Genomic DNA, 14,532 nt, shown 5'->3' with positions numbered 1-14,532 from the left:
CTTTATAGAGATAAATAAGTATACAATAACAACGAGATGATTCCAGCCACCATCATAAAAATATAGAAACCAACATTACCGGATTGTAAAAGCCTTACACCTTTACTGGCTTCAGAGGTGCTCCAACCCAATCCGTTTACAATACCGTCCACAATCTTTTTATCAAATACCCTATAAAAGAATCCTGAAATCGCATCCAGAGGTTTCGTGATCAGTAAATTGTAGATCTCATCAATATAAAATTTATGATAGGACAGATCAGCCAGGGCAGTCCTTTTGCTTTCATCAGCCACAGGTACATGGTTCTGTTTTACATATTTGAAATAAGCTATGACAATAGCGATCACTGCACCGATAACAGATACTGCCATCAGGATATATTCAGTAGCAAAATCTTCTGCTCCCGCATGATGCGGAATAACAGGTGCCAGCCAGCCCGATAGCCAGTGATGGCCACCCAGTGCTTCCGGAATGCCGAGTGCCCCGCCTACTGCCGACAGAACAGCCAGTACGATCAACGGGAAAGTCATGCTTGAGGGAGATTCGTGGATCTTCTCTTCTGCATGGTGTGTTCCCCTGTAAGTACCAAAGAAAGTCAGGAAGATCATTCTGAACATATAGAAAGCCGTCAGGAATGCTGTAAACACAGCGATACCCCACATTACTTTGTTGTGTTCATACACATGCGCCAGAATCTCGTCTTTAGAGAAGAAACCTGAAAACGGAGGTAATCCTGAAATTGCGATAGTTCCGATCAGCATGGTGATAAAAGTTACAGGTAGTTTTTTACGCAGACCACCCATATGTCTCATGTCCTGCTCATGGTGCATCGCATGGATCACTGATCCTGCACACAGGAACAATAAAGCTTTGAAGAACGCATGGGTAATCACATGGAAGAAAGATCCGTTATATGCGCCTACACCCAGTCCCAGGAACATATAGCCCAGCTGTGATACCGTTGAATAGGCTAAAACCTTTTTAATATCAGTTTGTGTCATTGCGATCACGGCACCAAGTACAGCAGTAGCAAGACCAATGACAGCAATTACATGCTGTACTACCGGAGCAAGGTCAAAAAGAACATTGGAACGTGCAATCATATAGATACCTGCAGTTACCATTGTAGCGGCATGGATCAGTGCCGATACAGGTGTAGGGCCTGCCATCGCATCCGGTAACCAGGTAAACAGGGGTACTTGTGCCGATTTACCACAGGCGCCGACAAATAATAGCAAAGCAATTAGTGCAATGGATGAATTTCCGGGAAGCATATTGCCTGCCAGCGGAAAGACTTTTGCAAACTCAACGCTGCCGAAAGTAGTGAAAATGAGGAACACAGCGATCAGGAAACCTAAATCACCAATACGGTTCATCACAAAAGCTTTTTTTGCTGCTGCAGCATAGCTGGAATTGGTAAACCAGAATCCGATCAGCAGGTAAGAACATAAACCTACGCCCTCCCATCCAATAAACATCACAATGTAGTTGGATCCGAGAACCAGCAGGAGCATGAAAAAGATAAACAGGTTCAGGTAACTGAAAAACTTACCAAAACCTTCGTCATCATGCATATATCCAATAGAATAAATATGAATGAGAAACCCGATGCCCGTAATGATCAGGAGCATAATCGAACTCAGCGGATCTACCAGGAACGCCAGCGGGATTTTTAATGATCCTGCACTGATCCAGTCAAATAAAAATATCTCGTGTGATTTTACTGAGTCACTGCCGAGTGCTAAAAAGATACCGACACTAATAACGAAAGAGATGAGAATAACGCCACTCCCTATAAAACCAATCAGATTTTTAGATAATGTATTTCTCCCCAGACCGTTGATCACAAAGCCTAACAAAGGAATTAACGGAACCAGCCAAACTAAATTTATCATTTTATAATTTATTCTTAATAATTACCATTTAAGGCGATTCAATACATTAATATCTGTAGACTGTGTATTCCTGTAAACCATCACGATGATACTCAGGCCCACTGCAACTTCAGCTGCTGCCAGTGCCATGATGAAGAATACAAATACTTGTCCTGATGGATCATTGCTATGTACTGAAAAAGCGGTAAGTAATAAATTAACCGCATTCAGCATCAATTCTACCGACATAAAAATTACGATAGCATTTCTGCGGGTAAGTACGCCTATTACGCCAATGGTAAAAATAATGGCACTCAACCAGATGTAATGGTTAAGCGGTACGCCCTGTAAATCTTGAGTAATGTTTCCCACTATACTTTTTCTTTTTTAGTTAACAATACGGCACCTACCATTGCTGTAAGCAACAGAATCGAAGACAATTCAAATGGCAGCATAAAAGGGCCGAACAATTCTTTACCCAGGTTTTTAACCAGTCCAAGGTTTACATTCTGCAGCACCAAAGGATTAGAAACCGCTGTGGCTTTTAATGACCCGATAAGTGTAACCACCAGGCAGCATCCCGCAACTATACCTACCACTTTAACCAATCCTGATTTCAGGGGTTCGTTATCCTTGTTGAGATTGAGCAGCATCAGTACAAAAAGGAATAATACCATGATTGCACCCATATAAACAATGAAGTTTACCACTGCCAGAAACTGGGCATTCAGCAGGATGTAATGAACGGTGAACGTAAAAAAAGTTACGATCAGGTAAAGTACGCTGTGCACAGGGTTCTTCGCGAAGATCACCATCAGTGAAAAGAAGATACTTAAGAAAGCGACCAGATAGAATACTGATGTACCCATTTATTATTTTTGTTTTAGCGCCGGAAAGCGGCAAATGTATAATTATTATAGCTGGAGCATAAAGCCCCGATTTCTTATTTCTGTACCAAAGGTTGTTCTACCAGTTTGTCTTTACCATAGATAAAATCCTTGCGCAGGTAATCTGAAGGTACAATAGGACCATCCAGGTAGATCGCTTCCTTAGGGCAGGCTTCTTCACATAAACCGCAGAAAATACAGCGGAGCATGTTGATCTCATACACAGAAGCATATTTCTCTTCCCTGTAAAGATCCTTCTCTTCAGGTTTACGCTCAGCTGCAATCATAGTGATCGCCTCGGCAGGGCATGATAATGCACAAAGCCCGCAAGCAGTGCAGCGCTCTCTCCCATCTTCATCCCTTTTCAAAGAATGCATTCCTCTCCAATTGATGGACATTTCGCGCTCAACCTCCGGGTACCTGATGGTCGCTTCTTTTTTGAAGAAGTGACTGATAGTAATAGACAAACCTTTTGTTAATGCCGGCAGGTAAATCCGCTCAGCAAATGTCAGTGGCTTTTGTATTAATACTTTCTTTTTATTGGTTAATGGTTCCATTAAACCTCCTTTTATATTCCGCAGAGCGGATAGTTAAAACTTTTCTACTATTGCAATCACGATACCCGTGATGATCACGTTTGCTATTGCCAGCGGCATCAGCACTTTCCAGCCCAAATGCATAAGCTGATCATACCGGAAACGCGGAATTGTCCATCTAACCCACATAAAGAAGAAGATGAATGCAAATATTTTAGCAAACAGCACAGCCGTTCCAATCAGCGGGGCTAGTACCGGTCCTGCTACAGACGCAACCCAGTCCATACCGGGATAGTTATATCCTCCAAAGTATAGGGTAGACATCACTGCTGAAGACACAAACATGTTTATATACTCCGCAAACAGGTAAAAGCCCAGTTTCATTGATGAATATTCAGTATGGTATCCACCGATCAGCTCCGTTTCACACTCAGGTAAGTCGAATGGTGCGCGGTTCGTTTCTGCAAAAGCACATACGATAAAAAGGATAAAGCCCAGTGGCTGATAGAGCACATTCCAGTGCCAGCCATGTTGCTGTTCTACAATTTCTTTTAAACTTAAGGTGTTTGTTACCAGCAGTAATGCGATGATAGCCAATCCCATTGCTACCTCATAACTAATGTTCTGGGAAGCTGCACGAATAGCACTCAGCAGCGAGTATTTATTGTTTGAAGCCCATCCGCCGATCATTACACCGTAAACACTCAGCGAAACAACACCAAAGATGTATAAAACACCTACATTGATATCTGTAACCTGCAGTGGTATAACCTTACTGCCAATAGTAATTTGGCTACCCCATGGAATAACCGCAGTACCAATACAGGCGGTTAACATGGCTAATCCGGGACCAACCATAAACAGCCATTTATTGGCATGCGTAGGGATGATTTCTTCCTTCATGAACATTTTAAGCCCGTCAGCCAGTGGCTGGAACATCCCTGCCGGGCCAGCACGGTCAGGTCCGAGCCTGTCCTGTAAAAATGCAGCAACTTTTCTTTCCGCGTATGTAGAATACATCGCGATCACTAAACTTATACCAAAAATGATAGCTACAAGTATGAATTTTTCTATTACAAATGTGATATCCATTAGAATTTAGCAGTTTTTTCCAATTCAACTTTGTTAGCTTCCTGTAAACGCAGGTTTTCCTGAATAACAGGCAATGGTATCATGGTTTCATAGTGATTGGAAGAGATCACTGATGCATCGCTGATATGCGTTGGATGTTCGATGACCCAGTCATCAGTCCTCTTTTTCTCAAAACGGCAGGTATTGCAGATAAACTCTTCAACCTCGCCATAAATATCTTTACGTGCAGTAACACGTAAAACATCTGCTCCTTTATACCACAAAGTCACTTTACCACTACAGGTAGGGCAATCTCTGTGCGCATCAACAGGTTTGGTAAACCACACCCTGTTTTTGAAACGGAAAGTCTTGTCAGTCAATGCACCTACCGGACAAACGTCGATTACATTCCCGGAGAAATCATTGTCGACTGCGGTCTGGATATAAGTAGATATTTCAGAGTGGTCTCCCCTGTTGAGAATACCATGAACACGTTTATTTGTGATTTGATCAGCTGTAAAGACACAACGGTAGCATAATATGCAGCGGTTCATATGCAGCTGGATCTTATCGCCGATGTCTATTCTTTCGAAAGTACGGCGCTCAAATTCATATCTTGTTTTTTGTAGGCCGTGTTCATAACCCAGGTTCTGCAAATCACATTCACCTGCCTGGTCACATACAGGGCAATCCAGCGGATGGTTGATCAGCAGGATCTCTACAACACCTGCACGCGCTTCCATTACTTCAGGAGAAGTAATATTCTGCACTTCCATTCCGTCCATTACCGTTGTACGGCAGGATGCTACCAGCTTGGGCATTGGTCTCGGATCTTTTTCAGAACCCTTGCTTACCTTTACAATACAGGTACGGCATTTCCCGCCACTGCCTTCCAGCTTAGAATAATAGCACATTGCAGGAGGCACAATATCCCCTCCAATCTGCCTTGCAGCATTCAGGATCGTTGTTCCGGGCTCAACTTCAACAGTTATCCCGTCTATGGTTACCTTAACTTTTTCACTCATTGTTAAAGATATTCTCGTTAGTTATCTGTAGTCACTTCTGCTTTGGCAATCGGCTCCGCGTATTTTGCGATCCCGTAATTTGTCTCCTGGCTTTTCAGCGGTTCTCTGACATGCCATTCGAATTCATCCCTGAAATGCCTGATTGCACTGGCGACAGGCCATGCAGCAGCATCCCCCAAAGGACAAATCGTATTTCCTTCGATCTTCCTGGAAACGTCAACCAGCAAGTCGATATCGCTCATTTTTCCATGACCATGTTCCAGTCTGTGCAGTACTTTCTCCATCCATCCGGTTCCTTCACGGCAGGGCGAACACTGTCCGCAACTCTCATGATGGTAAAAACGGGAGAAGTTCCAGGTATTTCTTACGATACACTGGTCTTCGTCAAAAGCGATAAAACCACCTGAACCCATCATGGTCCCGGTAGCAAATCCTCCTTCTGAAAGTGATTCGTAACTCATCAGCCTTGGTTCACCATTCGCCAGTTTAAGCGTCAGGTTTGCTGGTAATACCGGTACAGAAGAACCTCCGGCCACAGTGGCTTTCAGTCTTTTTCCATTGGCAATACCACCGCAGTATTCATCAGAATAGATAAATTCTTCAACAGGCAGGCCCAGTTCAATTTCGTATACTCCCGGTCTCACGAGGTTACCCGAAGCTGAGATCAGTTTAGTACCTGTACTGCGTCCGATACCGATTTTTGTATATTCATCACCGCCTTCGTTAATGATAGGCACCACAGCGGCAATAGATTCAACATTGTTTACCACCGTTGGACAGCCATACAGTCCGGCAATAGCTGGAAAAGGAGGTTTAATCCTTGGATTTCCTCTTTTTCCTTCAAGGGATTCCAACAGGGCAGTTTCTTCACCGCAGATATAAGCGCCGCCACCAGGCTGAACGTATAACTCCAGGTCATAACCTGAGCCTAAAATGTTTTTCCCGAGGAAACCTGCGGCTTTTGCCTCAGCGATCGCTCTTTCAAGGATCCTGATCTGCGGCATCATTTCGCCACGAACATATATATAAGACGTTTTAGCGCCCAGGGCATAACTTGCCACGATCATTCCTTCAATTAAAGCATGAGGAATGTATGTCATCAGGTAACGGTCTTTAAAGGTACCCGGTTCAGACTCATCTGCATTGCAAACGAGGTAGCGTGCAACACCTTCCGGTTTCGCCAAAAAGCTCCATTTCATTCCCGTTGGAAACCCTGCTCCACCACGTCCGCGTAAACCCGACTTTTTAACCTCTTCTACCACTTCATCAGGGGTCAGGGTTTTCAAAGCCTTTTCTACAGCACGGTAACCGCCTTTCTGACGGTAAACATCAAGTGTATTGATGCCTGGTACGTTTATATGTTCTAATAAGAGTTTACGTGCCATTATTTATTGCGTAAGTCTGCTATCAATGTATCTACCTTTTGCTCGTCAAGGTTTTCATAAAATGTGTATTCAGGGCCAATCTGTAATACCGGGCCAAAGCCACAGGCTGCCAGGCATTCTACCCCTCTCCAGCTGAACAGGCCATCTGCAGTAACTTCACCCTCTTTCACGCCTAGTGTCTCTTCAATATGATCCATCAGCTTTTCTGCACCTACCAGACAGCAAGGCCCGGTACGGCATACTTCAAGCATATATTTACCCTGTGGTTTGAGGAAGTACATACTGTAGAAAGATGCAACTTCATATACCTCAATAGGTTCAATTTTCAGGTACTCTGCTACTTTATCCATTGCGCGGGCACTTAACCAGCCCAGTTCTGCCTGTACTTCATGCAGTACCGGCAATAAGGCCGACTTCTGTTTGCCTTCAGGATATCTATTGGAGATCTCATCAAACTTTGTGATCAAAGCTGGCGAAAACTCTACAGGTTGTTGTTCTTCTACTTTAAGCATCTAATTCTCCGGCAATAATATTCATACTACTCATGTTGATAATGGCATCAGATAACAGCATTCCCTCACTCATTTTCGCATACATTGAGTAATTGATGAAACTTGGTCTCCTGAAATGCAGACGGTAAGGAGTTCTTCCGCCATCATTGATCAAATAAAATCCAAGCTCGCCGTTTCCGCCTTCAACAGCATGATATACTTCAGCTTTTGGCGCATCGATCTCTCCCATCACAATTTTGAAATGGTAAATCAGTGCTTCCATATTGTTATATACTTCTTCTTTGGCAGGAAGATAAAAATCAGGAACATCTGCATGGAAAACACCTGCAGGTTCATGTTTGAGTTTTTCCATAGCCTGTTCTATCAGGCTCACACTCTGCCACATTTCTTCATTACGTACCAGGTAACGGTCGTAGATATCACCGCTTGTGCCAACAGGAACTTCAAAATCGAAATCTTCGTAAGAGCAGTAAGGCTCATTTACACGAACGTCATAATCCACACCGGTAGCACGCAGCAGAGGGCCGCTCCAGCTGTAACTTAAGGCATCCTCAGGGGTAACACAGGCAACACCTGCAGTACGGTCAATAAAAATACGGTTACGGTTAAGCAGACTTTCAAATTCCCTCAGTGCAACAGGGAATTCCTTCAGGAACTTATTGATCTTTGCAAAGGCGATGTCATTAAAATCTCTTTCAAATCCGCCGATACGCCCAATATTAGTGGTTAAACGTGCTCCACATACTTCTTCGTAAATCTCATAGATATGTTCTCTGAACTGAAACAGATAAAGGAAGGTAGTGGTAGCACCGGTATCCTGTGCAATGATCGTATTACAGATGATATGATCTGAGATACGTGCCAGTTCCATGATGATGATCCGCAGATAATCAACACGTTTAGGCATTTTGATATTCAATAATTTTTCTACTGTCATGTGCCAGCCCATATTGTTGATCGGCGATGAACAGTAGTTTAACCTGTCTGTCAGCGGGGTGATCTGGTAAAATGGTCTGTGTTCTGCTATTTTCTCAAAAGCGCGGTGAATATATCCGATTGTAGATACTCCGCTTACAATGCGCTCTCCGTCTAACTGAAGTACATTTTGAAAAACACCATGGGTAGCCGGGTGAGTAGGCCCCAGATTCAGGGTCACCAGTTCACTCTGTGGATCGTTGTCTGTATATACTGGTTGATTGTGATTCATGTTCTTATCTACCAAAGTATTCGTCTTTTTTATCAACTCTGTTTGGATCTTCCAAAGGATATTGTTTCAGCATGGGATGGACATTCAGTTCATCCATATTCAATATTCTTCTCAGATCCGGGTGACCTTCGAATTTAACTCCGAAAAAGTCATAAGTTTCTCTTTCCATCCAGTTTGCACCGTTCCAGAGAACAGTAGCGGTTGGAATTGTTGGTGTCTGCTCATGGATAAACACCTTTATTCTGATCCTGACCTTATCTACCATGTTGTGTAAGTGATACACGACAGCAATATGGTTTTTTTCGGGATAATGAACAGCAGTGATATCAGTAAGGTAATTAAATCCTGTTCCTGCGCTTTCTTTCAAAAAACCCAGGACATCAATAATTACGTCCTTTGTTGTTTCAACAGTTAGCAAGCCATAAGGCTCATTCAGGCCGGTTATTTTATTACCGAATTTATCGCCCAGTAATTTGATCAGATCTTCATTGCTCAGTTCAGCCATTAGTCTATTCCGTATGAAGCCAACATTTGTTTGTATTGATCAGAATGCCTTCTTCTGCCAGACTCATTCCTTACCAGCTCCTGGATCTTACCAAATCCATCCAGGATAGCTTCAGGCCTCGGCGGACAGCCGGGAACGTAAACATCTACCGGAATAATCTCGTCGATACCCTGCAGCACAGAATAAGTATCAAATATACCTCCGCTTGATGCGCATGCACCAACAGCCATTACCCAGCGTGGTTCTGCCATCTGAAGATAGACTTGTTTTAATACAGGACTCATCTTCTTAGCGATGGTGCCCATAACCATTAACAGATCTGCCTGACGGGGAGAAAAACTCAATCGCTCTGAACCGAAACGGCCAAGGTCATAGTGTGAACCCATGGTAGCCATAAATTCAATTCCACAGCAGGATGTAGCAAATGGTAGGGGCCATAATGAATGGGAGCGGGCAAGGCCGACGACCTTGTCTAAAGATGTGGCGAAAAACCCAGATCCTTCAATGCCCGGAGGCGCGTCTACTATATTGATGTCACTCATATCATAAAACAAAAAAGGCTCATTCCAATACAGAATGAACCACAAATCTACAATATTTAGAAGCAATTGAGATGAACGCAACCAGATTTAGAAACGATCTAAATAGTTTAGTTCCAGTCGAGTGCTTTCTTTTTCAGGATGTAAATAAAGCCCAGTAAAAGTGTGGCCATGAAAATAAACATTTCAATCAGCCCAGACCAGCCCAGGTCCCTGAAATTAACCGCCCATGGATACATGAAGATCACCTCCACATCAAATAGTACGAATAAAATAGCCACCAGGAAGTATTTAATGGAAAAGGGCTGGCGTGCATTACCTACCACCTTTACTCCCGCTTCAAACGTACCCAGCTTATCTTTTGTCTTCCGTGCAGGACCTAAAAAGTGTGTAGCAATCAGCGTTACTACAACAAATCCCAAGGCTACGATAACCTGAAAAATAATTGGGAGAAAATCTGAAGGGAGACTTTGGGTTTCCATATAATTTGAATTTGGATACAAAAGTAAAAGAAAAAGGCAGGATATCAACCCTGCCTTTTCAAATTGTATTATTTATAATGTTTATTTCTTTTTAGGCGCTGCCTTTGCTGCCGCTTTCGGAGCTGGTGCAGTTAATGATTTAAGACCTGTTACAGCATTTGCGTATGCAGGATCAATAGCCAGTGCTTTGTTGAAATAATCAGCAGCTTTTGCTTTATCTGTGCTCATGTAAGCATAGCCAAGGTTAGCGTATGCTTCAAGGATATTACGTTTCTCAGCTGGTTGAGTTGCCAGTTCCGGTTTTTTAACTGTAACCAGGTCAATATACTGCTGATAGAAAGGAATAACCAATCCTTTTGGATTTGTCTGGTCATCCATGTAACGTGCCACACGACCTCTTGTGATATAAGCCAAAGTAAATTCAGGAGCAGTTCTGTTAATGAAAGCCAATGCAGAATCAGCTTCAACAAGGATCTTTTTGTCCGGATTTTGTTTCGCCTGATCAGCAATTGCATACCTGTAATAGTTCGCAGAACCTAAATAGTAATAGTTGGTCAGTGAACCTTTACCGTTTGGATTTAACTTGATTGCATTTTTATAAACCTCAGCAGCCTGAGCATACTTTTTGTTACCATATAATGCTTTACCTACGTCTTCTAATGCCTCAACGTTAGTTGAATCTTTAGCTACTGCTTTAGTGATGCTGATTAAAGCTAAACTGTCCTGATTAGCCAATAACTGAGCTTTACCCAAATAAAGGTAATCGGCAGCGATTAAACGTGTAGTATCAGAGTTTTTTGCAAAAAAATCAGTTAACAGTTTCAAGCTTTCAGGGTTTTTGTTTTCAGCAGCTGAATAAGCCTGTAAACGTTGGATCACCAAAGCTTTCTGATTGTTTGGATATAATTTAGCCAGGTCAGCAGTTTCTGTTTCTAAAGCTTTAAAGTCTTTAGCATAGTACAGGAACTGTGCATAACGTAATCTTGCATCGAAAGATTTGTCAGTCAGGTCAAGATATTTTTTATAGTTGGTAATCGCTTCTGTTGATTTGGCTGCGAAATTTGCAGGCTCAAAGTTAGCCCATTGCATATAAAGCTCAGCGATCTCACGGTAGGCAGGACCATAGTTAGGATCTGCAGTGATTACTTCTTTCAATTGTGTTTCAGATTCAGGAAATGCTCTTGATTCTTTGTACATTCTTCCAATCTGAACTTTCGGTCTTACCTGAGCTTCATTCATATTTAAAGCACGCAGGTAGTTGCTTAACGCTTCAGAGTTCTTTTTCTGTGCTGCGTAGAAATCACCTAAAGCAACAAATGTTTCAGGGTCTTTATCAGCTGCATCCAGTTCATCAGCTTTTTGTAACATAGGCAGTGCAGCAGCGAAATCAGGTTTATCCTGTTCAACATAAGCTTTACCAATGTACATGTATGGAAGGTAATCCTTTTTTGAAGCAGCAGCAAGTGCTTTATCAAAATCCGCTTTGGCACCGGTTGGATTGTTAGAGGCTAACTCAGCTTTACCTAAACCAACATAGTTTAATGCATACTTCGGATCAGCAGCGATTCCTTTATTAAATACTGCCTTAGCAGAATCAACATAATCATTTTGCAGATATACATCGCCTAAACTAAAATAGTTCTCTCCTTTACCGGCTTGTGAACTTACCAGTGATTTCAGCATTGATGTAGCTTTCGCATATTGTTCTCCATCAATAGCTTTTTTTGCGTCATTTAAATTTTGAGCAAAAGAGGCAGAACCCATCACTACTAAACCTAAACTTAAGGTTATTGCTTTCTTTGTCATTTTCATCTGTTCGTTGTTTGTTTTTCAGTATTTATTCTTGTTATTCCTCTTTAATGTGATTTCATAATTCCGATGAAGCTAGAACTCACCGTGCAGGCTTCATAGGTGATTATTTGCATTAACACCGAAATATATTATTAAATAATCAATTTGTAATCCGGGCTCAATATAATATTTAATTCTCACTCTTTATATTAATGTCCCTGGAGTTCATGCGATTTGGGCCAAGTCCCGACTTAAGAACGATCAGCTGACCCCGCTGGCTGACTAACCAATTGGCAAAACCCGTGCCTAAATCGTTTTTCACTTCTGCCTTAATGATATAAATATTTCTTAAAAAAGGATAAACACCATCAATCAGATTCTTCTGGGCAGGTTTATAAAATGCATCATCTCCTTTTTTACCTTTTACATTTTTAACACCCAGCAATTTCACCTGAGAGGTGAAATCAAAACTATCCCGGTGCCCGTTGAGCAACCAGTTGACACCCACTATTCCAATATAGCTTTTGTGTTCTGCGACGTATTTAATAACGTCATTATTGGTACTTAAAGTATATATCCCTGATTTTGGTAACTCTTTTACCTGCGCAAGTTCTTTAAAATAACGCAGTGTACTTGAATTCGCATTATCAAAAACCAGGTTTATCCCCTTTGGATTGTTTCCCTTCATCAAGCCTATCACTTCATCTGCCGTAATGGTAGAATCGGGGTTATCGTTTCCTGTGATCAGAGCTATACCGTCAATTGCAAACCTGGATGTAGAAATCCTTACGTCGCGTCTGGTAAAGGCTTTTTCTTCATCCGCTGTGAGCACACGGGACAGGATTGCCGCACGTACACTGTCTTTCAAAAATGCCGGTAAGATATTATTTTCACTGCCCTGTATCAGGTCGAACCGGGTATTGGGGTAATCAACTTTGAAGACCTCTATCTGATCAGCAAGAACAGAAGAAAAGCTTTCATCTACAATCAGCTTTACTGTTCCGGATGTACGGGTCTCCTCAACTGGTTCCTTTGCACCTTTCGGTTTACAGGCTGCAAACAGAATAACCGGGAGCAGAAAAAATAGCTTGTTCATTTAATTGTCTTTTTGGTTGATTAACCGGTAAAATCTTATTCCTGCATAAACGATCAGCAGCAGGCCAAATAAAATCCGGTAGGTGGGCTTAATGTCAAACGGAATGTCTTTCCAGAAGATCAAAGCCACTCCAAGCACCAGATACATGGCGAACATCACTAGCCCTAAAATGAACAGAAACCGCTGTTGAGGCGATTTCTGTTTAAATGTATTGAAGTTCAACATCGTAATATTAGTTAGATAATGTAAAGCTGATAGGGATATTATACTTCACCCTAACCGGCTTACCATTCTGAATACCAGGAGTCCATTTCGGACTTGCCTTTAATACTCTCACGGCTTCTTCATCAGTACCACCGCCTAATTTACGCTCTACTTTGATATCGGTTAAGCGTCCGTCTTTCTCTACTACGAAAGAACAGAATACTTTACCCTGGATATTGTTCTCCTGAGCCATAGGAGGATATCTGATCGCTTTACTTAGGTATCCGTAAAACTTCTCCATACCTCCAGGGAAACCTGGCTGAGTCTCAATACTCACAAAGTCATAAACTTTGGTATCTTCTACTACTGCTGCTTGTTTAGGGCCTTCACCTACCGGACCAACTACAACGATGTCCGCACCAGGATCACCTTCGATAGTTTTTTGTCCCGGATCAGCTGCCTTCAACTGCTCAACCTGTGGTGGATCTTCATCACGAACCTCGTTATCCGGTTTTACAATCGGAGGAGGGAACTTGATCTGATCCGTCTTTGGTGGCGGTGGCTCCACTGGTGGCGGTGGTGGTGTTTTTGGATCCACCGGCGGCGGTGGAGCTACGACAACTTCAGTTTGTTTCACGATCTCTTCTTCCGGCATTTGCCCCTTGATCAAATCAACGATCTTAGGTAGAAGGAAAAGAAATATGAAGACTGCCGATGCCAAAAATAATGCCTTGCTTGTATTTGAGCCATTTTCCTTACGAAGCTCATAAGCTCCGTACGACTTGTTCTTTTTAGCAAATACAACATCAAGCCATTCTTTGTCAAATAAATCTATTTTAGAACCGAACATTGCTTGTTATTTAAATTGTTAATAATTGTATTATAAAATACCTTGTTGTTTCATGAAAGCTTTCTCATTATCAAGGATATTCTCATCATCAATCGCCGGGGCAGTTTTAATGCCTGTGATTAACAATTCATCCATGATGTCAACAAAGTTCTTATAATTAGCACCAGAAGTAGGTTTGATTACCATTACGATATCCTTACCAGTACTTTCTTTTACTTTTTTCTTGTTGTCCAGGATAGTCTGTCTGATCTGACTGAAACTCTGAATTTCCGGCGCTGTTTTACCAGCTTCGCCCATGTACCATGCAACTTTATTATTTTTACCCAATAAAATTGTCATTGTCTGAGACGCCCTTAGTTCTAATTTGGTTTCGTTCTTATCGTCCTTATCCGGCTTAGCGATATCCATCGCCTGTGGTTTACTCAGCGTGGTGGTCAACATGAAGAAGGTAATCAATAAGAAGGCTAAATCAACCATCGCGGTTAAATCTACTTTCGTAGATGCTTTCTTACTCCTGACCTTGCCTCCTCCTTTTTTGCCACCCCCGCTGGAGGTATCTAATTCTGCC

Annotated in this window: 17 protein-coding genes; all 17 read right to left on the bottom strand. The window is 42.2% G+C overall.

Going from position 1 to position 14,532, the window contains the following annotated elements; translation table 11 throughout:
* Window positions 1-2 precede the first annotated feature (2 nt).
* On the bottom strand, window positions 3-1,895 hold the full coding sequence (nuoL, locus tag ABWY16_RS03160; RefSeq protein ID WP_353903198.1) for an NADH-quinone oxidoreductase subunit L: 1,893 nt from the start codon (window positions 1,893-1,895) through the stop codon (window positions 3-5).
* 21 nt (window positions 1,896-1,916) lie between these two features.
* On the bottom strand, window positions 1,917-2,246 hold the full coding sequence (nuoK, locus tag ABWY16_RS03155; protein WP_090558106.1) for an NADH-quinone oxidoreductase subunit NuoK: 330 nt from the start codon (window positions 2,244-2,246) through the stop codon (window positions 1,917-1,919).
* Complete coding sequence (locus ABWY16_RS03150) at window positions 2,246-2,743, bottom strand: NADH-quinone oxidoreductase subunit J family protein (protein ID WP_353903197.1); 498 nt, start codon at window positions 2,741-2,743, stop codon at window positions 2,246-2,248. The genes nuoK and ABWY16_RS03150 overlap by 1 nt, the downstream gene beginning before the upstream one ends.
* A 74-nt stretch (window positions 2,744-2,817) precedes the next feature.
* Window positions 2,818-3,318 carry a NuoI/complex I 23 kDa subunit family protein gene (locus tag ABWY16_RS03145; protein WP_353903196.1) on the bottom strand — a complete coding sequence of 167 codons (501 nt, stop codon included), beginning with the start codon at window positions 3,316-3,318 and terminating at the stop codon, window positions 2,818-2,820.
* A 33-nt stretch (window positions 3,319-3,351) separates the two neighbouring features.
* On the bottom strand, window positions 3,352-4,389 hold the full coding sequence (gene nuoH, locus ABWY16_RS03140) for an NADH-quinone oxidoreductase subunit NuoH (RefSeq protein WP_353903195.1): 1,038 nt from the start codon (window positions 4,387-4,389) through the stop codon (window positions 3,352-3,354).
* Window positions 4,389-5,393 carry an NADH-quinone oxidoreductase subunit G gene (locus ABWY16_RS03135; protein ID WP_353903194.1) on the bottom strand — a complete coding sequence of 335 codons (1,005 nt, stop codon included), beginning with the start codon at window positions 5,391-5,393 and terminating at the stop codon, window positions 4,389-4,391. The genes nuoH and ABWY16_RS03135 overlap by 1 nt, the downstream gene beginning before the upstream one ends.
* 17 nt (window positions 5,394-5,410) lie before the next feature.
* Window positions 5,411-6,778 (bottom strand): NADH-quinone oxidoreductase subunit NuoF, encoded by a 1,368-nt coding sequence (gene nuoF / locus ABWY16_RS03130; protein ID WP_353903193.1) that lies wholly within the window; start codon window positions 6,776-6,778, stop codon window positions 5,411-5,413.
* Window positions 6,778-7,290 carry an NADH-quinone oxidoreductase subunit NuoE family protein gene (locus ABWY16_RS03125; protein ID WP_353903192.1) on the bottom strand — a complete coding sequence of 171 codons (513 nt, stop codon included), beginning with the start codon at window positions 7,288-7,290 and terminating at the stop codon, window positions 6,778-6,780. The genes nuoF and ABWY16_RS03125 overlap by 1 nt, the downstream gene beginning before the upstream one ends.
* Window positions 7,283-8,497, bottom strand: a complete 1,215-nt coding sequence (locus ABWY16_RS03120) for an NADH-quinone oxidoreductase subunit D (RefSeq protein WP_142527628.1) — start codon at window positions 8,495-8,497, stop codon at window positions 7,283-7,285. The genes ABWY16_RS03125 and ABWY16_RS03120 overlap by 8 nt, the downstream gene beginning before the upstream one ends.
* 4 nt (window positions 8,498-8,501) lie before the next feature.
* Window positions 8,502-9,002 carry an NADH-quinone oxidoreductase subunit C gene (locus tag ABWY16_RS03115; RefSeq protein ID WP_353903191.1) on the bottom strand — a complete coding sequence of 167 codons (501 nt, stop codon included), beginning with the start codon at window positions 9,000-9,002 and terminating at the stop codon, window positions 8,502-8,504.
* Complete coding sequence (locus ABWY16_RS03110) at window positions 9,002-9,544, bottom strand: NADH-quinone oxidoreductase subunit B (protein ID WP_142527630.1); 543 nt, start codon at window positions 9,542-9,544, stop codon at window positions 9,002-9,004. The genes ABWY16_RS03115 and ABWY16_RS03110 overlap by 1 nt, the downstream gene beginning before the upstream one ends.
* Window positions 9,545-9,651: 107 nt before the next feature.
* Window positions 9,652-10,023 (bottom strand): NADH-quinone oxidoreductase subunit A, encoded by a 372-nt coding sequence (locus ABWY16_RS03105; RefSeq protein WP_353903190.1) that lies wholly within the window; start codon window positions 10,021-10,023, stop codon window positions 9,652-9,654.
* A gap of 81 nt (window positions 10,024-10,104) precedes the next feature.
* Entirely contained in the window at window positions 10,105-11,835 is a 1,731-nt protein-coding gene (locus ABWY16_RS03100) for a tetratricopeptide repeat protein (RefSeq protein ID WP_353903189.1), read from the bottom strand.
* Window positions 11,836-12,004: 169 nt separating this feature from the next.
* Window positions 12,005-12,910: a substrate-binding domain-containing protein gene (locus ABWY16_RS03095; protein WP_353903188.1), complete on the bottom strand. Its 906-nt coding sequence runs from the start codon at window positions 12,908-12,910 to the stop codon at window positions 12,005-12,007.
* Complete coding sequence (locus ABWY16_RS03090) at window positions 12,911-13,135, bottom strand: hypothetical protein (RefSeq protein ID WP_353903187.1); 225 nt, start codon at window positions 13,133-13,135, stop codon at window positions 12,911-12,913.
* Between the two features lie 7 nt (window positions 13,136-13,142).
* Window positions 13,143-13,964 (bottom strand): energy transducer TonB, encoded by an 822-nt coding sequence (locus ABWY16_RS03085; protein ID WP_353903186.1) that lies wholly within the window; start codon window positions 13,962-13,964, stop codon window positions 13,143-13,145.
* A 30-nt stretch (window positions 13,965-13,994) separates the two neighbouring features.
* Window positions 13,995-14,532: ExbD/TolR family protein (locus ABWY16_RS03080; protein WP_353903185.1), on the bottom strand; the 538-nt coding region annotated here is incomplete at its 5' end.

Origin of the sequence: Pedobacter sp. (assembly GCF_040513095.1) — a bacterium.
Taxonomy (GTDB): domain Bacteria; phylum Bacteroidota; class Bacteroidia; order Sphingobacteriales; family Sphingobacteriaceae; genus Pedobacter.
This window is presented reverse-complemented; position numbering and strand designations above follow the sequence as displayed.